This is a genomic window from Massilia forsythiae (assembly GCF_012849555.1).
Lineage (GTDB): Bacteria > Pseudomonadota > Gammaproteobacteria > Burkholderiales > Burkholderiaceae_D > Telluria > Telluria forsythiae.
Genome location: NZ_CP051685.1, coordinates 815,301 through 835,935, shown reverse-complemented (window position 1 = coordinate 835,935; position 20,635 = coordinate 815,301). Strand labels below are relative to the sequence as shown.

Sequence of the window (20,635 nt, the reverse complement as noted above, 5' to 3'; positions counted from 1 at the left end):
GACCATGAACGCCATCGACTACGAAGGCAAGACCGCACTGGTGCTGGGCCTCGGCGAATCGGGCCTGGCGATGGCGCAATGGTTGGCGCGGCGCGGCGCCGACGTGCGCGTGGCCGACACCCGCGCCGAGCCGGCGCGCCTGCCGGCGCTGCTGGCGGCGGTGCCGGAGGCGCAGTTCACCGGCGGCCCCGACGCCGCGGTCGATGGTTTCCATCCGAGCCTGCTGGACGGCATCGATTTCGTCGCCGTCAGCCCGGGCCTGGCGCCCGAGCGCGAACTGGCGTCGCTGGCGCCGGCGGCGGCCGCGCGCGCCATCCCGCTGTGGGGAGAAATCGAACTGTTCGCCCAGGCGCTGGCGGCGTTGCAGACCGAGCGCGGCTACGCGCCGAAAGTCATCGCCATTACCGGCACCAACGGCAAGACCACGGTCACCAGCCTGACCGGGCTGCTGTGCCGGCGCGCCGGCTTGGCCACGCAGGTGGCCGGCAACATCAGCCCGGCCGCGCTCGACGTGCTGCGCGAGGCGCTGGATCGTGACGAGCTGCCGCAGGCCTGGGTGCTGGAACTGTCCAGCTTCCAGCTGCACACGACCTACAGCCTGCGCGCCGACGCCGCCACCGTACTGAACGTCACGCAAGACCACCTCGACTGGCACGGCGGCATGGAGGCCTATGCCGCCGACAAAGCGCGCATCTTCGGCGCGGATACGGTGCGCGTGCTGAACCGCGACGATGCCGTGGTGATGCGCATGGCGCAGCCGGGCACGATCCCGCTCACCCCGGAACCGCGGGTGACCACCTTCGGCACCGGCGAGCCGGATGCGCCGGAAAGCTTCGGCCTGGTGAACGAGCGCGGCGTGCTGTGGCTGGCGCAGGCCGCCCCGGCGGAAGAGCCAGAAAAGAAACGCCGCCGCCAGGTGCCGGAAGCGTCCACGGAAGCGGCCGAATCGATCATCAACCGCCTGATGCCGGCCGACGCACTGCGCATCCGCGGCCTGCACAACGCCTCCAATGCGCTGGCCGCGCTGGCGCTGTGCCGCGCCGTCGGCCTGCCGCTGGCGCCGCTGCTGCACGGCCTGCGCGAATACGCGGGCGAGCCGCACCGCGTGGAACTGGTGACCGCCATCGACGGCGTCGAGTACTACGACGACAGCAAGGGCACCAACGTCGGCGCCACGGTGGCGGCCCTGGAAGGCCTCGGCAAATCCTTCGGCGAAGCCGACCGCCAGATCCTGCTGATCGCCGGCGGCGACGGCAAGGGCCAGGACTTTGCGCCGCTGGCCGGCCCGTGCTCGCGCTACGTGCGCGCGGTGCTGCTGATCGGGCGCGACGCGCCGGCCGTGCGCGCCGCCATCGAAGCGTCCGGCGTACCGTGCTTCGACCTCGACGACCTGACCCAGGCGACCCGGCGCGCCGCCGGCCTGGCGCAAGCCGGCGACGTGGTGCTGCTGTCGCCCGCGTGCGCCAGCCTGGACATGTTCACCAATTACGCCCACCGCGCCCAGGTGTTCGTGGACGCCGTGCGCGAGCTCGCGCTCGAGAAGGGGCAGGACCTCTGATGGCGTTCCAGCTGCCTTTCAATTTCAAGTTCGGCGCCGCCGCGCCCGACGACGGCGTCGCCAAGAGCGCGCGCCCGTCGCGCATGATGGAGTACGACCAGCCGCTGGTGTGGGTGGTGATCCTGCTGATGCTGTTCGGGATGGTGATGGTGTACTCGGCCTCGATCTCGCTGCCGGACTCGCCCAAGTTCGCCTACCTGGGCGGCAAGAACAATTATTTCCTGCTGCGCCAGGCGCTGTTCATCGCCATCTCGATGGTGGCCGGCCTGTTCACTTTCCGCATCAAGGTGGCGACCTGGCAGCGCTTCGCGCCGCTGATGTTCGTCGGCACCCTGATCCTGCTGGCGCTGGTGCTGGTGCCCGGCATCGGCACCTCGGTCAACGGTGCGCGCCGCTGGCTGTCGCTGAAAGTCTTCAACCTGCAGCCGTCCGAGATCATGAAGGTGGTGGCGGTGCTGTACGCCGCCGACTTCACGGTGCGCAAGCAGCAGTACATGCACAAGCTGACCAAGGGCTTCATGCCGATGGCGGCGGCGATGGGCCTGGTGGGCGGCCTGCTGATGCTGGAGCCCGACCTGGGCGCGTTCGGCGTGGTCGTGTGCATCTCGATGGGCATCCTGTTCCTGGGCGGCTTCAACATGATCTGGTTCGGCGGCATCGGCGCCGTGCTGGTGATGGTGTTCTCGACCATCATCGCGCTGTCGCCGTTCCGGCGCGCGCGCATGTTCGCCTACATGGACCCGTGGAAGGAAGGCAATGCGCTGGACAAGGCTTACCAGCTGACCCACTCGCTAATCGCATTCGGGCGCGGCGAGCTGTTCGGCGTGGGCCTGGGCGGCAGCGTGGAAAAGCTGCACTACCTGCCGGAAGCGCATACCGACTTCATCATGGCCGTGATCGGCGAAGAGCTCGGCCTGGCCGGCGTGATCGCGGTGATCGGCCTGTTCTACTGGCTGGTCAAGCGCGCCTTCGACATCGGCCGCCAGGCGATCGCGCTGGAACAGCACTTCGCCGGCCTGGCCGCCAAGGGCATCGGCATCTGGCTCGGTGTGCAGGTGTTCATCAACATGGGCGTGAACCTGGGCCTGCTGCCGACCAAGGGCCTGACCCTGCCGCTGATGAGCTACGGCGGTTCCGGCATCCTGTTCAACTGCGTCGGCCTGGCGATCCTGCTGCGCATCGATTTCGAAAACCGCGTGCGCATGCGCGGCGGGCGCCAGAAGGGAAGCAAATGAGCGGGCAAGCGACCAAGAAACTCATGATCATGGCGGCCGGCACCGGCGGCCACATCTTCCCCGGCATCGCCATCGCCCAGTCGATGCGCGAACGCGGCTGGGAAGTATCGTGGCTGGGCACCGCGCACGGCATGGAAGGCGAGATCGTGCCGAAGCACGGCATCCCGATGGACCGCATCGACTTCGCCGGCATGCGCGGCAAGGGCCTGTCGCACACGATCTCCGGCGCCTTCAAGATGGTGGGCGCGTTCGCCGCCTGCCGCCGCTTCCTGGCCGCGCGCAAGCCGGACGTGGTGCTCGGCATGGGCGGCTACGTGACGGTGCCGGGCGGGATGATGGCGCGCGCGGCCGGCGTGCCGCTGGCGCTGGTGAACGCCGACGCCGCGCTGCTGCTGTCGAACAAGACCCTGACGCCGATCGCGCAGCGCGTGCTGTTCGGCTTCCCGGCCGACTTCGGCAAAGCCGCCGGCAAGGCGACCGTCACCGGCAACCCGGTGCGCCGCGAGATCCTGGCGATGCCGTCTCCCGGCCACCGCTTCGCCGGCCGCAGCGGCCCCCTGAACGTCCTGGTGGTGGGCGGCAGCCTGGGCGCCAGGGTGCTGAACGACGCCGTGCCGGCCGCGCTGGCGCTGATCCCGCAAGGGCTGCGCCCGACGGTGACCCACCAGTCGGGCAAGAAGAACATCGACGCGCTGCGCGCCGCGTACGAAAACGCCGGCGTGACGGCCAACGTGGTCGACTTCATCGACGACATGGCAGCCGAATACGCGAATGCCGACCTGGTGATCTGCCGCGCCGGCGCCATCACGGTGTCGGAACTGACCGCGGCGGGCGTGGCCAGCGTGCTGGTGCCTTTTGTCGCCAGCACCACCGGCCACCAGCGCGACAACGCGGTCTGGATGGATAAGCAAAAGGCGGCGCTGCACCTGCCGCAGGGCGAACTGGACCCGAAGCGGCTGGCGCAACTGCTGCAACAGACCAGCCGCGACGATTGCCTGGCGATGGCCGAGGCGGCGCAGGCGGCCGGCAAGCGCGACGCCAACGCGGCGATCGCGCAGGTACTCGAACAACTGGCAGAACAGAAGGCAAGCAAGGCACGATGAAACACAAGATCAAACATATCCACTTCGTCGGCATCGGCGGCAGCGGCATGAGCGGCATCGCCGAGGTGCTGCTCAATCTCGGCTACAAGGTCTCGGGGTCCGACCTGAACGCCAACGCGGCCAGCAAGCGCCTGCAGGAGCTCGGCGCCACCGTCTGCATCGGCCACGCCGCCGAGCACGTGCGCGGCGCCGACGCCGTGGTCACCTCGACCGCGGTCAACGAAGCCAATCCGGAAGTGGTGGCGGCGCGCGCCGCCAAGGTGCCGGTGGTGCCGCGCGCGATCATGCTCGGCGAACTGATGCGCCTGAAGCGCGGCATCGCCATCGCCGGCACCCACGGCAAGACCACCACCACCAGCCTGGTGGCCTCGGTGCTGGCGCAGGGCGGCATGGACCCGACCTTCGTCATCGGCGGGCGCCTGAACAGCGCCGGCGCGAATGCGAAACTCGGTACCGGCGACTACATCGTGGCCGAGGCCGACGAATCGGACGCCTCGTTCCTGAACCTGACGCCGATGATCGAGGTGATCACCAACATCGACGCCGACCACATGGACACCTACGAGCACGACTTCGAGAAACTCAAGGGCGCGTTCGTCAATTTCACCCACCGCCTGCCGTTCTACGGCCGCGCCATGATGTGCATCGACGACCCGCACGTGCGCTCGATCCTGCCGCAGGTGACGAAACCGGTGACCACCTACGGCTTTTCCGAAGATGCCGAAGTGCGCGCCATGGATGCCCATGCCGACGGCGTGCGCATGCGCTTCACGGTGCGTCAGGAAGGCTATGCCGACACCGAGTTCGTGCTGAACCAGCCCGGCATGCACAACGTGCTGAACGCCTGCTCGGCGATCGCCATCGCGCGCGAGATCGGCGTGCCGGACGCGGCCACCGCGCAGGGCCTGGCCGAATTCCGCGGCGTCGGCCGCCGCTTCACCCGCTGGGGCGAGGTCGCGCTGCCGGCCGGCGGCAGTTTTACGCTCGTCGACGACTACGGCCACCACCCGGTCGAGGCGCAGGTGACGCTGGCGGCGGCGCGCGCCGCGTATCCGGGGCGGCGCCTGGTGCTGGCCTTCCAGCCGCACCGCTACACCCGCACGCGCGACCTGTTCGAGGACTTCGTCAAGGTGCTGGGCGCGCCCGACGTGCTGCTGCTGGCCGAGGTGTACGCCGCCGGCGAGGCGCCGATCGTGGCCGCCGACGGCCGCGCCCTGGCGCGCGCGCTGCGCGCCGGCGGCAAGGTCGAGCCGCTGTTCGTGGAAGCCATCGCCGACATGCCGTCCACCATCTTCGACATCGCGCGCGACGGCGACGTCGTGCTGACCATGGGCGCCGGCAGCATCGGCGGCGTGCCGCAACAACTGACAAACAATCAAAAGGTGGCCTCGTGAGCGTCCTGACTCCTTCTGAAATCGCCGCCCTGGGCAAGGTCGGCGTGCTGTTCGGCGGCCGCTCGGCCGAGCGCGAGATCTCGATCCTGTCCGGCAGCGGCGTGCTGCAGGCGCTCAAGTCGAAAGGCATCGACGCCCATCCGTTCGACCCGGCCGAGCGTTCGCTGGCCGAGCTGGAAGCGCAGCGATTCGATCGCGTGTTCATCGCGCTGCACGGCCGCTTCGGCGAGGACGGCAGCCTGCAGGGCGCGCTGGAACTGCTCGGCATCCCGTACACCGGCAGCGGCGTGATGGCCTCCAGCGTCGGCATGGACAAGATCACCACCAAGATCGTGTGGCTGGCGCACGGCGTGCCGACCCCGAAATACGCCGTCATCGACGACAATAGCGACTTGGCGCATCTCGATCGCATCGTGGCGGAACTGGGGCTGCCCTTGATCGTCAAGCCGCCGCTGGAAGGCTCGACCATCGGCATCACCAAGGTGACGCGCAAGGAAGACTTCCAGGCCGCGGTGGACCTGGCGCACAAGTACGACAAGGTGGTGCTGGCCGAGCAGTTCATCGAGGGGCGCGAATTCTCGGTGCCGCTGCTGGGCAGCGGACCCGAGGCACGGGCGCTGCCGATCGTCGAGATCGTGGCCCCGCAAGGCAACTACGATTACCAGAACAAGTATTTTACGGACGATACGCAGTACCACTGCCCGGCGCCGCTGGATGCGGCCACCACCGGCGCCATCCAGCGCCATGTGGAAAACGCCTACCGCGCGCTGGGCTGCGAAGGCTGGAGCCGCATCGACGTGCTGCTGCGCGCTTCGGACAATGCGCCGTTCCTGCTGGAGGTGAACACCTCGCCCGGCATGACGACGCACTCGCTGGTGCCGATGGCGGCGCGCGCCGAGGGCACCAGCTACGAGGACCTGTGCGTGCAGATCCTGCGCTCGGCCAGCCTGAAGCAGGGGCAGGTCGGGTAACGACAATTCAGTAAGAGTGGTAACAGAGTGAGAGGGAACTGGATCGATGTGGCATGACGTGCGAGCCTTGAATGCGACCGCCAGCTGGATTACCGCGCTGGTGGCGCTCGCCTGCATCGCGTCGGGAGCATGGTGGCTGTCGCAGCGCCCGATGTTCACGCTGCGGGCGGTGCGCGTCGAGAGCATGTACGGGATGGACCTGCAGCACGTGAACGAACTGACGGTACGCAACGGAGTGCTGGGCAAGATCAGGGGGAACTTCTTCACCTCCGACCTGGAACAGGTGCGCACCACCTTCGAGGCGGTGCCGTGGGTGCGCCGCGCCAGCGTGCGCCGCGAGTGGCCGAACCAGCTGATCGTGGGCGTCGAGGAGCACGAGGCGCTCGGCACCTGGGGCGAGGACGGGCGCCTGCTGTCGGTCAAGGGCGACGTGTTCACCGCCAACCTGGCCGAGGCCGACGACGACCATCCGCTGCCGGCGTTCGACGGTCCGCCCGGCAGCGAGAAGGAAGTGCTGGCACGCTTCGCCGAACTGCGCGGCTGGTTCGCGCAGGTGTCGCTGGTGCCGGAATCGATCAGCCTGTCGAACCGCTACGCCTGGACCGTCAGGCTGGACAACGGCATGAGCGTGGAGCTCGGCCGCGAGCAGGACCGGAATACCTTGAAAGGGCGCGTGCAGCGGCTGGTGGGCATCTATCCGCAGCTGGTGGCGCGCCTGCAGGAAGGGCGCATCGACACCATCGACATGCGCTATCCGAACGGCCTGGCGCTGTCGTCGGCGGCATTGACCGTGCCGATTGATGCCACCAAGCCGGTCAAGGCGGCGGCGAAGCCAAAAAAAGCACCTACCAAAACAACAAAGCAAACTTAATTCAAGCAGGCGACAGCAATCATGACTAAAGACGCAAAGAACCTGATCGTCGGCCTCGACATCGGCACCTCGAAAGTGGTGGCGGTGGTGGCCGAGGTGATGGCCGATGGACGCCACGAAGTGATCGGTCTCGGACAGCACGAGACCAAGGGCCTCAAGAAGGGCGTCGTCGTCAATATCGAGGCGACCGTCGAATCGATCCAGCGCGCGCTCGAGGAAGCCGAGTTGATGGCCGATTGCAAGATCCGTAACGTCTACGCCGGCATCGCCGGCAGCCATATCCGCTCGTTCAACTCGAGCGGCATGGTCGCCATCAAGGACAAGGAAGTCACCGCCACCGACGTGGCGCGCGTGATCGAGACCGCCAAGGCGGTCAACATCCCGACCGACCAGCAATTGCTGCACACGGTGCCGCAGGAATTCATCGTCGACAACCAGGAAGACGTGCGCGAGCCGATCGGCATGAGCGGCATCCGCCTCGAGGTGCGGGTGCACATTGTTACAGGTGCGGTGTCGGCCGTACAAAATATTGTAAAGTGCGTGCGCCGCTGCGGTCTCGAGGTGTCCGACCTGATCCTGCAGCCGATGGCCTCGGCCGACTCGGTGCTGACCGGCGACGAGAAGGAACTCGGCGTGGTGCTGATCGACATCGGCGGCGGCACCACCGACATCGCCGTGTTCTCCGACGGCGCGATCCGCCACACCGCCGTGCTGCCGATCGCCGGCGACCAGATCACCAGCGACATCGCGATGGCGCTGCGTACCCCGACCGGCGAAGCCGAGGAGATCAAGATCCGCTACGGCGTGGCCAAGCAGGTGCTGGCCGATCCGGGCGACGCTTTGGAAGTGCCGGGACTGGGCGACCGCGGCCCGCGTTCGCTGTCGCGCCAGGCGCTGGCGGCGGTGATCGAGCCGCGCGTGGAAGAACTGTTCGCGATGGTGCACCAGGTGGTGCGCGAATCCGGCTACGAGGGCGTACTATCGTCCGGCATCGTGCTCACCGGCGGCTCGTCCATCATGCCGGGCATGATCGAGATGGCGGAAGACATTTTCCTGAAGCCGGCGCGCCTGGGCACGCCGGAATACCGCGGCCAGCTGGCGGACGTCGTGCGCAGCCCGCGCTACGCGACAGTCCTCGGCCTGTTGATGGAAGCGAAAAAGCAGTACATGCGCGGTCATATCGTGACGCGCCAGGATGGATCGGTGAAGGCGGTCTGGCAGCGGATGAAAGAATGGTTCTTGGGGAATTTTTAAACGGATTCTCCAAAAATTGTGACAGGTGGAAACAGTTTTGGCGGTATTTGCTTCAGCGACACCAAAAATGCAACGTGTAACAGTTTTTTAATCATTTCCTACAGCGAGCGCAGCGGTTTTTCTTGGTATCGTACGAAAACATTTTTACAATATAGACGCACGTTTTCAACCTCCAGGCCTGATGACACGACATGAGGGTTGTGGCTTGGAAACGGCACATTGAGATTAGGAGTTCATCATGCAGTTCGATATGGTCGATCACGCATCACTCGGTACCGTCATCAAGGTCGTCGGCGTCGGCGGCGCCGGCGGCAACGCGGTCCAGCACATGATCAACAAGGGTGTGTCGGGCGTCGAGTTCATCGCCGCCAACACCGATGCGCAGGCGCTCAACGCGTCCAGCGCCCACAACATCATCCAGATCGGCGATTCCGGCCTGGGCGCCGGCATGCGTCCGGAAATCGGCCGCCAACTGGCCGAGCAATCGCGCGGCCGCATCGAGGATGCGCTGCGCGGCGCGCACATGGTGTTCATCGCGGCCGGCATGGGCGGCGGCACCGGCACCGGCGCCGCCCCGATCGTGGCCGAAGTGGCCAAGAACCTGGGCGCGCTGACCGTGGCCGTGGTCTCCAAGCCGTTCTCGTACGAGGGCGACAAGTGCATGCAGGTGGCCGAGACCGGCCTGGAAGAGCTGACCAAGCACGTCGACTCGCTGATCGTCATCCTCAACGAAAAGCTGGAAGACATCTACGAAGACGAATCGATGCTGGACTGGATGAAGCATGCGGACGACGTGCTGAACAACGCTGTCGCCGGTATCGCCGAGATCATCAACGTGCCGGGCCACATCAACGTCGACTTCAACGACGTGAAGACCATCATGAGCGAGCAGGGCAAGGCCATGATGGGCACCGCGACCGCCTCCGGCGTCGACCGCGCGCGCATCGCCGCCGAGCAGGCCGTGGCCTCGCCGCTGCTGGACGGCATCGACCTGTCCGGCGCCAAGGGCGTGCTGGTCAACGTCACCGCCTCGCGCGGCTTGAAAGGTAAGGAGATCAAGGAAGTCATGGCCGCCGTGCGCGCCTTCGCCGCGCCGGACGCCGCGATCGCCCAGGGCATCGCCTACGACGACGAGATGGGCGACGAACTGCGCGTGACCGTGGTCGCGACCGGCCTGGGCAAGAACAAGGCCAACATCTCGCTGGTGCAGCAGCAGCCCCAGCAAGTCCTGCGCACCGGCACCTACAACGCGCCGATGATGGGTTCGGCCACCGTGGCGGCCGGCGGCATGGGCATGGGCGCCATCAACAATGGCAACAACGCACCGGACGCCGGCATGAAGCAGCCGGCCGTATGGCGCCGCGAGCAAGCGTCGGAACAGGTGCGCGCGATGCAGAACAACGGCGTCGAGACCTACGACATCCCGGCCTTCCTGCGCAAGCAAGCCGACTGATCCCGACAAGCGCCGGCTGACCACCGGCACTGCATGATGGGGCCGGTACCGTACAATCGGTACCGGCCCTTCGCTTATCCGGCCACCTTGCTTCAATTCGGGGTCAGAGCACTTTGATTCGAGAATTCGGGGTCAGAGCACAATGCGAGCGGCCTTCAACACCAAACTTTTTCTTCGATCAGCGGCTTCCTGCCTTGAACGTTCCGCCCTTTGGCTTTTGCTCTGACCCCAAATTGCGGCGTGATTGTGCTCTGACCCCGAACTGGGCATACTTGCGGGTCCGATATCCATAACGAGGAGACGACATGACCATCCAGATCGGCGAGCGCTTGCCCGAGGGCAGCCTGGGCGAATTCATCGAGACCGCGAGCGAGGGCTGCGCCATCGGGCCGAACCTGTTCAAGGTGGCGGAGATTGCCAGGGGCAAGACCATCGCCATCCTCGGCCTGCCGGGCGCCTTTACGCCGACCTGCTCGGCGCAGCACCTGCCGGGTTTCATCAAGCTGGCCGACCAGCTGAAAACCAGGGGCGTCGACGAGATCTGGTGCGTTTCCGTCAACGACGCCTTCGTGATGGGCGCCTGGGGCCGCGAGCAGGGCGCGGGCGGCAGCGTGCGCATGATGGCCGACGGCAGCGCGGCGTTCACCAAGGCGCTGGGGCTGGACGTCGACCTGTCCGCGCGCGGCATGGGCACGCGCTCGATGCGCTACTCGATGCTGGTGCGCGACGGCATGGTCGAGCGCCTGAACATCGACAGCGCCGGCTTCGACGTGTCGTCGGCGGAAAAGCTGCTGGCCCAGCTGGGCTGAAGGCCGCCTGCCATGCTGATCAATGCCGAATCGCCGGACCAGCCCGAAGTCCGGGCCATGCTGGCGCGCCTGGACGCCTACTGCGCCGCCCTGTACACGCTCGAGAGCAACCACTTGATGGATGTCGATACGCTGCTGCGCAGCGACGCGCTGTTCCTGGTGGCGCGCGACGTCGACGGCGCCGCGGCCGGCTGCGCGGCCCTGGTCAACCGCGGCGATTACGCCGAGGTCAAGCGCATGTTCGTGGACGCGGACAAGCGCGGGCTCGGCACCGGCCGCAAGCTGCTCGACCACATCTTCCTGTTCGCCGGCATGGCAGGCCAACGCGAACTGAAGCTGGAGACCGGCATCCACCAGCCCCAGGCGATTGCCCTGTACGAGCGCGCCGGCTTCGCGCGTTGCGCGCCGTTCGGCGACTACCACGCCAATCCGCTGTCGGTCTTCATGGAAAAGCGCCTGTGACGAAAGCGGGCGCCGCCGCCGGCCAGGGTTCCAGGCTGAGCGGCAACCTGCGCAGCATCTACGCGATGCTGGCCGCGGTCGCCATGTTTTCGCTGATGGACACGGCAATGAAGCTGCTGGCCGCCGGCCTGCCGGCCATGCAGGTGGCGGCGCTGCGCGCACTGACGTCGCTGCCGCTGGTGTGCGCCTGGCTGCTGTGGCGCGGCGGGCTGCGCTCGGTGCTGCGGGTGCGCTGGCCGCTGCACCTGCTGCGCGCCGTGATCGGCATCGCGATGCTGGCGCTGTTCGCCTACGGCGTGCGCACGCTGTCGCTGGCCGAGGCGTATTCGATCTTCTTCATCGGCCCGATCCTGATCACCGCGATGTCGGTGTTCGTGCTCAAGGAACGCGTCGACGCGCGCCGCTGGATCGCCATCGCGGTCGGCATGGGCGGCGTGCTGGTCATCCTGCGCCCGAGCGGCGACGGCCTGTTCAGCCTGGCCGGGCTGGCGGTGCTGGGTTCGGCGGTCGGCTACGCGGTGTCGGCGGTCAGCGGACGCATCCTGGCGCGCACCGACCGCAGCGAGCACATGGTGTTCTGGCTGATGCTGATGATGTCGGCGGGGGCGGGCGCGCTGGCGGCGCCGGGCTGGGTGGCGCTGGAAGCGCGCCACGTGCCGCTGCTGGCGCTGCTGGCGGTGAGCGGCTTCCTGGCGCAGCTGGCGATCACCGAAGCCTTCAACCACGGCGAAGCCTCGGTGGTGGCGCCGTTCGAATACACCGCGCTGGCCTTCGGCGTGGCGATCGACTGGCTGCTGTGGAACACGCTGCCCGACCGGCTGACCCTGCTGGGCGCCGCCATCATCGTCGGCAGCGGCTTGTACCTGATCCGCCACGAAGCCGTTCACATCGAGTCGGAACATCCGTAAAAACGTGTGCTTGCGCTCAGCGGAACATGGCGGCCTCCGGCGGGCCGCCGCACCCTACTATATAATCGGCGCATGCTCAAACAACGAACCATCAAACAGCTGGTGCGCACGACCGGCGTCGGGCTGCACTCCGGTACCAAGGTCGAGCTGACCCTGCGTCCGGCCGCCGCGGGCACGGGCATCGTGTTCCGCCGCGTCGACCTCGACCCGATCGTCGAGTTCCCGTCGAATGCCGACATCGTGGGCGACACCCGCATGGCGTCGGTGCTGACCAAGGGCAACGCGCGCGTCTCGACCGTCGAGCACCTGATGTCGGCCTGCGCCGGCCTGGGCATCGACAACCTGTACGTCGACGTTACCGCCGAGGAAATCCCGATCATGGATGGTTCGGCCTCGTCCTTCGTGTTCCTGCTGCAGCAGGCCGGCGTGGAAGAGCAGGCGGCAGCGAAGAAATTCATCCGCGTGTTACAGCCGGTCGAGGTGCGCCAGGGCAGCGGCGCGGGCGAGAAATGGGCGCGCCTGAGCCCGTTCGACGGCTTCAAGCTCGACTTCTTCATCGAATTCAACCACCCGGCGGTCGACGGCACCATGCAGCGCGCCGAGGTCGACTTCGGCAAGGTCTCGTACGTGCACGACGTGGCGCGCGCGCGCACCTTCGGCTTCATGCAGGACGTGGAAAGCCTGCGCGGCATGGGCCTGGCGCGCGGCGGCTCGCTGGAAAACGCGATCGTGATGGACGAATACCGCATCCTCAACGCGGACGGCCTGCGCTACGACGACGAATTCGTGCGCCACAAGATCCTCGATGCGATCGGTGACCTGTACCTGGTCGGCAATCCGCTGCTGGCCAGCTACGAAGCCCATAAATCCGGCCACGGCCTGAACAACCTGCTGCTGCGCGAACTGCTGGCGCATCCGGACGCCTACGAGATCGTCACCTTCGACGAAAAGGAACGGGCGCCGGTGTCGTACGGGGCGCAGATGGAGCGGGAGTGGGCGCTGACCTGAGGCGCTGATTTGCAAGCGGTTTTACACGTAATGTAAATACCGTCGTCCCCGCGAAGGCGGGGACCCATACGGTGCATCCAAAGATGTCAATCCATACGGATCGCGGCATTGCCAAGGTTGTGATTCTCGATGCGCAGCATGGGTCCCCGCCTGCGCGGGGACGACGTAGCAGACGCTTCGTGTAAAGGTATGGTGCGGCGCCGATCGACGCTCTTGCCGCCTACCCCTGCCTGCGCTTCTCCGCCAGCCGCAGCAAGGCCGCGATCAGGGGCGCGTTCTGCGCCGTTTCCGGCAAGGCGTGCCCCAGGTCCTCGAACGCCTGCACCGCCGTCGGCGGCAACTGCAACGATCCTTTCGGCTGCTGCGGCTGCGGCAGCGCGCGCCCGACCTGGATCTTGATGCGCACCGATTCCACCTGCCAGCCCTTCTTTTGCAAGCCGCCCTGCAGCTTGGGCAATTGCTGCTTGAGCTTGGCGGCCACGGCGGAGGAGGGCACGGCCAGCACCAGCGCCGCGTCCTGGAAGGACAGGACGTCGCAGCCGGCATACATCGGCGGCAGGATCACGCGCACGTCCTTTTGCAGCTTGCCGATGCGCATCGCCGCCGGTAGCAGGCTGGCCAGGCGTTCGTGGGAGCGCAGGAAATCGGTGGCGACGAAGGCCGTGCGGCGGTCGCGCGTGCCGTAGACGTGGTAGGGACGCTGGTTCGGGGGAGAGGACTGCATGCATCCAACATACCACAGCCGCCCGCCCCCAGGAAGGCCGAAGCGAGGCCGAAGCGCGGACAATGCGAGCGCGCCACGATGTGTCGGCGAATGCAATTTGATAACATTTTTTGGCAAAATGCACTTGTGTTCGATGGCGTCAACCCCAAGTGTGGCCGCATCGCATGATAAAATCGGACGCTTTTTGCCCCAGGCGGTACTCGATCGATGATATGTTGATATCATCCCTGGCTTTTCGGGACTTCGAACCACTGTCGCGCGACCGGTGAACCGAACCCCAAGAACCCCTTCTCGCGGCGTACTCATTAAGAACACAGCATGTCATTCCTGACCAAGATTTTCGGTAGCCGTAACCAAAGGCTGCTCAAGCAATATCAAAAAACCGTACGCGACATCAATGCGCTCGAGCCGCAGATGGAAAAGCTGTCGGATGACGAACTGAAGGCGAAGACCCCCGAATTCAAGCAACGCGTGGCCGGCGGCGCCAGCCTCGACGACATCCTGCCGGAAGCCTTCGCGGTGTGCCGCGAGGCGGCCAAGCGCGTCATGAAGATGCGCCACTTCGACGTGCAGATGATCGGCGGCATGGTCCTGCACTATGGCAAGATCGCCGAGATGGGCACCGGCGAGGGCAAGACGCTGATGGCGACCCTGCCGGTCTACCTGAACGCGCTGTCCGGCAAGGGCGTGCACGTGGTGACCGTCAACGATTACCTGGCGCAGCGCGACGCCGAGCAGATGGGCCGCCTGTACGGCTGGCTCGGCTTGAGCACCGGCATCAACCTGTCGCAGATGGACCATGACAGCAAGCAGAAGGCCTACGGTTCCGACATCACCTACGGCACCAACAACGAATACGGGTTCGACTACCTGCGCGACAACATGGTGTACGAGCAGCGCGAGCGCGTCCAGCGCAGCCTGAACTTCGCCGTGGTCGACGAGGTCGACTCGATCCTGATCGACGAGGCGCGCACCCCGCTGATCATCTCCGGCCAGGCCGAGAACCACACCGAGCTGTACCACAGCATCAACGAAGTGCCGCCGCTGCTGACGCTTCAAATCGGCGAAGAGACGCCGGACGGCAAGGGGCAGGTCGAAGTACCGGGCGACTATACCAAGGATGAAAAGGCGCACACCGTGCTGCTGACCGAGGCCGGCCACGAAAAGGCCGAAGGCATCCTGACGAAGATGGGCCTGCTGCCGGAAGGCGCCTCGCTGTACGACGCCGCCAACATCACGCTGGTGCACCACCTGTACGCGGCGCTGCGCGCCCACGTGCTGTACCACAAGGACCAGCACTACGTGGTGCAGAACGGCGAAGTCACCATCGTCGACGAATTCACCGGCCGCCTGATGACCGGCCGCCGCTGGTCCGAAGGCCTGCACCAGGCGGTGGAAGCCAAGGAAGGCGTGCGCATCCAGAACGAGAACCAGACCCTGGCCTCGATCACCTTCCAGAACTACTTCCGCATGTACGGCAAGCTGTCCGGCATGACCGGTACCGCCGATACCGAAGCCTACGAATTCCAGGAAATCTACGGCCTGGAAACGGTCGTGGTCCCGCCCAACCGGCCGTCGGCGCGCAAGGACCGGCAAGACCAGGTCTACAAATCGGCCGAAGAAAAATACGGTGCGATGGTGGCCGACATCCGCGACTGCTACGAGCGCGGCCAGCCGGTGCTGGTCGGCACCACCTCGATCGAGAACTCGGAACTGCTGTCGGGCATCCTGAACCAGGCCAAGCTGCCGCACAACGTGCTCAATGCGAAACAGCACGCGCGCGAAGCGGAGATCGTGGCCCAGGCCGGCCGTCCGAAGATGATTACCATCGCCACCAACATGGCGGGCCGCGGCACCGACATCGTCCTGGGCGGCAACGTCGAGAAGCAGGTGCAGATCATGGAGGCCGACGCCGCCGTGGATGCGGGCGGCAAGTCGGCGCAGGCGCAGACCCTGCGCGACGAATGGCAATCGCTGCACGACCACGTGGTGGCCCAGGGCGGACTGCACATCATCGGCACCGAGCGCCACGAGTCGCGCCGCGTCGACAACCAGCTGCGCGGCCGTTCGGGCCGCCAGGGCGACCCGGGTTCCTCGCGCTTCTACCTGTCGCTCGACGATCCGCTGCTGCGCATCTTCGCCGGCGACCGCGTGCGCGCCATCATGGACCGCCTCAAGATGCCGGAAGGCGAACCGATCGAGGCCGGCATCGTGACCCGCTCGATCGAGTCGGCCCAGCGCAAGGTCGAGGCGCGCAACTTCGACATCCGCAAGCAGCTGCTCGAGTACGACGACGTCGCCAACGACCAGCGCAAGGTGATCTACACCCAGCGTAACGAACTGCTGGAAGCGGCCGACATCGCGGAACTGATCGCCTCGCTGCGCAGCGGCGTGTTCACCGACGTGGTACGTGCCCACGTGCCGGCCGAATCGGTCGAGGAGCAGTGGGACATCCCGGCGCTGGAAGCCGCGCTGGCGGGCGAGTGGGCGCTGCCGGTGCCGCTGGCCAGGATGCTGGAAGAAGAGCCGAACCTGAACGACGACGACATCCTGGAGCGCGTGCTGGCCGCCGCCGACACGTCGTACAACGACAAGGTCGGCATCGTCGGCAAGGAATCGTTCGCCGGCTTCGAGCGCAACGTCATGCTGCAGAATATCGATACGCACTGGCGCGAGCACCTGGCGGCGCTGGACCACCTGCGCCAGGGCATCCACCTGCGCGGCTACGCCCAGAAGAACCCGAAGCAGGAATACAAGCGGGAAGCCTTCGAGCTGTTCTCGAGCATGCTGGACCAGATCAAGAACGAAGTGATCCGCACCATCATGACGGTGCGCATCCAGACCCGCGAGGAAGTCGAGGCTGCCGAAGCGGCGATGCAGGCCGCCGTGGCGCAACTGGAAAACGTGAATTACCAGCACGCCGAGTTCGATCCGACCGCGGCCGATCCGGAAGACCTGCTGGCGCCGACCGCCACCACCGCGGGCGCCACCAGCGGCCCGGTGCCGTCCGGTCCGTCGATCGACTACCACGGCGTCAAGGTCGGCCGCAACGACCCGTGCCCGTGCGGCAGCGGCAAGAAGTTCAAGGCGTGCCACGGCAAGCTGGCGTAAGCCGCTTCGTGACTGGTGAAAGCTGCTCGAAGCGGCTTGAATACGTCGTCCCCGCGAAGGCGGGGACCCATGCCGAGTAACAGAATGCGCTGTTTCGGAAACACTGAGGTATTTCTCCAATAACGACTTCGGAGACTCAGCTTGGGTCCCCGCCTGCGCGGGGACGACGGTTTTCTGGCTGTTCGAAACGCTTTACGTTTCGTTTCCCTACGCTGCCTCCTTCGTCATCTTTTCGGATGGCCGTATCTGGCCTACGCTTGCATCCCCTTACGCAGCCACGCCACCGCTTCGTCGCTGATTCCCGACCCCTTGCGCAGCATCGGTTCCTCGGCGATCGCGCGGCGGAAGCCCGCAACCGCCTGCGGATCGGTGCCGACCATGTCGTGGAACAGGTCCATCCACTGCTGCCCCAGCGCCCGGGAGGCTGACTGAACGGCGTCCGGATCGAGGCGCATCTGCGCGCGCACCCGCTCGATCAGGGCGGTCCATTCGTGGCCGCGCGCGGCGTAATGGCGGCGCATGCGCGCTATCACTTCGGGATCCAGGTAACGCGACCAGATGGCGTATTTCAGCTCGCCGATCACCGCCATCATGTAGCGCATCACCTCGGGCGCCACGCCGGCCTTTTCCTGCTCGCGCGCCGCCATCAGGTTGATGCGGGCGGCGAAGTCGGCGTCGCCGCCGGTGCCGCGCCCGAAGGCCTCCAGCCAGCGTTGTCCGAAGGCCTTGGCCTCGTCCGAATCCGGCGCCACCTGTGCGCCGATCAGGCGTGACGCTTCCTCGACCAGTCCCTGCCACTGCGCCTTGACCGCTTCGTCGTGATACAGCGGCAGGCGCGCCAGTTCTTCCTGCGTAAAGTATTTTTCGTACATGCTCATCCTCTCCAGTGCGTCCAGCCAGGTGGACAGGTCCGGCTGCGCGCCGGCCGCCAGATCGCTACGAAGGCGCAGCAGCTGCTTGCGCATGTGCTGCGCTTCGGCGATTTGCCGGTCGAGCGCAGCCAGCTGGCGCTCGACCACGGCCAGCGGAGCGCCCGCCGGACTGTCCAGGTAAAGCCCGATGTCGGCCAGGCCCATGCCGAATGCGCGCAGGGCCTGTATCCGGTGCAGGCGCGCCACGTCATCGCGGTCGTAGAGCCGGTAGCCGGCATCGGAACGCGCCGAAGGACGCAGCAGCCCGATGCCGTCGTAGTGATGCAGCGTGCGCACCGTCAGTCCGGCGGCGGCGGCAAGTTCACCGACCTTCAGCATGAGATGTCCCCCGTTCTTCAGCGTGCAGGCAGGTTGGCGCCTCACGCGGCGTGAGGGTCAAGTATTTTTTGACGCCGTCAGCGCGCCACCTGGCGGAAGCGCCGCTCCTCGTGCCACAGCGTGACGAACAGCGTCATGATCACCGGCCCCACGAACAGGCCGATCAGGCCCAGCGTCTCGACCCCGCCCAGGATGCCCAGCAACACCGCCAGGAACGGCAGCTGGGTGGCGTTGCCGATCATGGTCGGGCGCACGAAGTGGTCGGCCACGAACAGGACGATGGCGCCCCATACCAGGATCGCCACCGCGGCCACGGTGGCGCCCTTGTACAGCAGCAGCGCGGCCACCGCGCCGAAGGCGAGCGGGGCGCCGAACGGGATGATAGCCAGCACGCCGGTGGCGGCCGCCCACAGCACCGCCGACGGTACCCCGGCGATCTGGTAGCCGATGCCCAGCAGGACGCCTTCGGCGAGGCCGACCAGCACCAGGCCATTGACGGTGGCGCGCACCGCCACCGGCACCTTCAGCGAATACAGGGTCCAGCGGGTGGGGCCGATCAGGTAGGCGCCGATGGCGTCCAGCTGACGCTGCAGGGCGGCGCCATCCTTGTAGAAGAAGAACAGGCACAGGAAGGCGAACCCAATGTCGATCAGGCGGTGCAGCAAGCCGCTGCCGGCGCGCTTCAGGACTTCGCTGGCCGATTGCATGCGGCCCACCGAGCCGTCCTGCAGCAGGTGCGCCAGGCCGTGCGGCTGGCCGAGCGTGGCCTGCCACCAGTCGTGGATCTCGGTGCCGGCCAGCGGGATGCGCTGCAGCCAGGCGGGCGCCGCCAGGCCGTCGGTGTTGGCGCCGGCGACCAGCTGGGCCAGCGCCGGCGCCTGGTGCGCGGCCTGGCTCACGCCCAGCGCCAGCGGCGTGATGAATACCACCGCGCCGGCGACGGTGACCAGCGCCGCGGCCAGGATCCCGCGTCCGCCGGTGGCGGCCAGCGCGCGCCGGTACAAGGGCCAGGTGGCGATGCACAGGATCGCCGCCCACAGCAGCGGCAGCAAAAAGCGCTCGGTCACGAACAGGGCGGACAGGATGATCGCCAGCGAAAAGCAGGCGCTCAGGACATCGCGTTGGTTCTCGGTCATCGGCGTCTCCGGATGGAATGAATCATCTTACCAAACCCGCAATGCCGGCAGCGCGATACGACGAGCCTGGCGCCAGCGCGCACGGCGCCCCGCGCGGTCCGCTGGCGGTACAATACCGGATTCGACAATCTTTCCTTTTGAGAACGCCATGGCCGTCAATTCCCCTCTGCCCGTCGCCGCCGAACTGAAGCCCGTCAACGGGTTCGAACTCGGCTTTGCCGAAGCCGGCATCAAGAAGCCGAACCGCAAGGACCTGCTGGTGATGACACTCGCCGAGGGCGCCACGGTCGCGGGTGTGTTCACCACCAACCGCTTCTGCGCCGCGCCGGTCCAGGTCAGCAAGGCCAACCTGGCGGCGGTGGCCGCCGGCGGCAAGCCGATCCGCGCGCTGGTGGTCAACACCGGCAACGCCAACGCCGCCACCGGCGAGCCGGGCCTGGCCAACGCACGCGCCACCTGCGACGAAGCGGCGCGCCTGCTCGGCATCGACGCCCAGCAGGTGCTGCCGTTCTCCACCGGCGTGATCCTGGAACAGCTGCCGGTGCAAAAGGTCATCGCCGGCCTACCGGCCGCGATCGCCAACCTGAAGGCCGACAACTGGTTCAACGCCGCCGAGGCGATCATGACCACGGATACGCAACCGAAGGCGGCCTCGCTGACCACCCATATCGGCGGCCACGAAGTGACCATGACCGGCATCAGCAAGGGCGCCGGCATGATCAAGCCGAACATGGCCACCATGCTGGGCTACCTGGCCATCGATGCGAAAGTGGCGCAGCCGGTGCTGGACGAACTGGTGCGCTACGCCGCCGACCGCTCGTTCAACGCCATCACCATCGACGGCGACACCTCGACCAACGATTCCTTCATCGTGGCGGCGACGGGTACCGGCGGCCTGGCGGTCGATTCGCTGGATCACCCGGACTACGAAGCGCTACGCGACGCCGTCACCGGCATCTCGCGCCACCTGGCGCAGCAGATCATCCGCGACGGCGAGGGCGCCACCAAGTTCATGACCATCAGCGTCGAGCAGGGCCGTGACATGGCCGAGTGCCGCAAGGTCGCCTACGCGATCGCCCACTCGCCGCTGGTCAAGACCGCGTTCTTCGCCTCGGACCCGAACCTGGGCCGCATCCTGGCCGCGATCGGCTACGCCGGCATCGACGACCTCGACACCAGCAAGCTCGACCTGTACCTGGACGACGTGCTGGTGGCTAGGGCGGGCGGGCGCAACCCGGACTACCGGGAAGAGGATGGCCAGCGCGTGATGAAGAACGCCGAGATCGTGGTGCGCGTGCTGCTCGGCCGCGGCGGCGCCGAAGCCACGGTCTGGACCTGCGACCTGTCGCACGACTACGTCTCGATCAACGCCGACTACCGTTCCTGAG

General features: G+C 66.7%; 17 protein-coding genes. 14 read left to right on the top strand and 3 right to left on the bottom strand.

The window, feature by feature from the left end; translation table 11 throughout:
* Positions 1-13: 13 nt before the first annotated feature.
* From murD to lpxC, 12 genes are all read left to right on the top strand, one after another.
* On the top strand, positions 14-1,558 hold the full coding sequence (gene murD / locus HH212_RS03565) for a UDP-N-acetylmuramoyl-L-alanine--D-glutamate ligase (RefSeq protein ID WP_170205246.1): 1,545 nt from the start codon (positions 14-16) through the stop codon (positions 1,556-1,558).
* Positions 1,558-2,793 carry a putative lipid II flippase FtsW gene (gene ftsW / locus HH212_RS03560; RefSeq protein WP_169434119.1) on the top strand — a complete coding sequence of 412 codons (1,236 nt, stop codon included), beginning with the start codon at positions 1,558-1,560 and terminating at the stop codon, positions 2,791-2,793. Before murD ends, ftsW begins: the two co-directional genes overlap by 1 nt.
* A complete protein-coding gene (murG, locus tag HH212_RS03555) occupies positions 2,790-3,896 on the top strand; it encodes an undecaprenyldiphospho-muramoylpentapeptide beta-N-acetylglucosaminyltransferase (RefSeq protein ID WP_229217549.1) in 1,107 nt (368 codons plus the stop codon). Before ftsW ends, murG begins: the two co-directional genes overlap by 4 nt.
* The gene (murC, locus tag HH212_RS03550; protein WP_169434118.1) at positions 3,893-5,290 is read left to right on the top strand and encodes a UDP-N-acetylmuramate--L-alanine ligase; all 1,398 of its coding nucleotides are present in this window, start codon (positions 3,893-3,895) and stop codon (positions 5,288-5,290) included. Before murG ends, murC begins: the two co-directional genes overlap by 4 nt.
* Positions 5,287-6,261, top strand: a complete 975-nt coding sequence (locus HH212_RS03545) for a D-alanine--D-alanine ligase (protein ID WP_169434117.1) — start codon at positions 5,287-5,289, stop codon at positions 6,259-6,261. Before murC ends, HH212_RS03545 begins: the two co-directional genes overlap by 4 nt.
* 46 nt (positions 6,262-6,307) lie before the next feature.
* Entirely contained in the window at positions 6,308-7,132 is an 825-nt protein-coding gene (locus HH212_RS03540; protein WP_169434116.1) for a cell division protein FtsQ/DivIB, read from the top strand.
* A 21-nt stretch (positions 7,133-7,153) separates the two neighbouring features.
* Positions 7,154-8,386 (top strand): cell division protein FtsA, encoded by a 1,233-nt coding sequence (gene ftsA / locus HH212_RS03535; protein WP_169434115.1) that lies wholly within the window; start codon positions 7,154-7,156, stop codon positions 8,384-8,386.
* A gap of 238 nt (positions 8,387-8,624) precedes the next feature.
* Positions 8,625-9,839, top strand: a complete 1,215-nt coding sequence (gene ftsZ, locus HH212_RS03530) for a cell division protein FtsZ (RefSeq protein ID WP_169434114.1) — start codon at positions 8,625-8,627, stop codon at positions 9,837-9,839.
* Positions 9,840-10,144: 305 nt separating this feature from the next.
* On the top strand, positions 10,145-10,648 hold the full coding sequence (locus HH212_RS03525; RefSeq protein ID WP_169434113.1) for a peroxiredoxin: 504 nt from the start codon (positions 10,145-10,147) through the stop codon (positions 10,646-10,648).
* Between the two features lie 12 nt (positions 10,649-10,660).
* Complete coding sequence (locus tag HH212_RS03520; RefSeq protein WP_169434112.1) at positions 10,661-11,110, top strand: GNAT family N-acetyltransferase; 450 nt, start codon at positions 10,661-10,663, stop codon at positions 11,108-11,110.
* A gap of 65 nt (positions 11,111-11,175) precedes the next feature.
* Positions 11,176-12,018 carry a DMT family transporter gene (locus tag HH212_RS03515; RefSeq protein WP_170205245.1) on the top strand — a complete coding sequence of 281 codons (843 nt, stop codon included), beginning with the start codon at positions 11,176-11,178 and terminating at the stop codon, positions 12,016-12,018.
* Between the two features lie 72 nt (positions 12,019-12,090).
* Positions 12,091-13,026, top strand: a complete 936-nt coding sequence (lpxC, locus tag HH212_RS03510; protein ID WP_169434111.1) for a UDP-3-O-acyl-N-acetylglucosamine deacetylase — start codon at positions 12,091-12,093, stop codon at positions 13,024-13,026.
* 220 nt (positions 13,027-13,246) lie between these two features.
* Here lpxC and HH212_RS03505 read toward each other — a convergent pair whose 3' ends face one another.
* Positions 13,247-13,750, bottom strand: a complete 504-nt coding sequence (locus tag HH212_RS03505) for a DciA family protein (RefSeq protein WP_169434110.1) — start codon at positions 13,748-13,750, stop codon at positions 13,247-13,249.
* A 318-nt stretch (positions 13,751-14,068) separates the two neighbouring features.
* Here HH212_RS03505 and secA point away from each other — a divergent pair, with 318 nt between their 5' ends.
* Positions 14,069-16,861 carry a preprotein translocase subunit SecA gene (secA, locus tag HH212_RS03500; protein WP_169434109.1) on the top strand — a complete coding sequence of 931 codons (2,793 nt, stop codon included), beginning with the start codon at positions 14,069-14,071 and terminating at the stop codon, positions 16,859-16,861.
* 251 nt (positions 16,862-17,112) lie between these two features.
* On the opposite strand, the gene HH212_RS03495 is transcribed toward secA, so the two are convergent.
* Both HH212_RS03495 and HH212_RS03490 read right to left on the bottom strand, forming a co-directional pair.
* Positions 17,113-18,111, bottom strand: coding sequence for a MerR family transcriptional regulator (locus HH212_RS03495; protein ID WP_169434108.1), 999 nt, complete (start codon positions 18,109-18,111; stop codon positions 17,113-17,115).
* A gap of 77 nt (positions 18,112-18,188) precedes the next feature.
* Positions 18,189-19,247, bottom strand: coding sequence for an AI-2E family transporter (locus HH212_RS03490; protein WP_169434107.1), 1,059 nt, complete (start codon positions 19,245-19,247; stop codon positions 18,189-18,191).
* A gap of 148 nt (positions 19,248-19,395) precedes the next feature.
* On the opposite strand from HH212_RS03490, the gene argJ reads away from it, so the two are divergent.
* Entirely contained in the window at positions 19,396-20,634 is a 1,239-nt protein-coding gene (argJ, locus tag HH212_RS03485; protein ID WP_169434106.1) for a bifunctional glutamate N-acetyltransferase/amino-acid acetyltransferase ArgJ, read from the top strand.
* Position 20,635 lies beyond the last annotated feature (1 nt).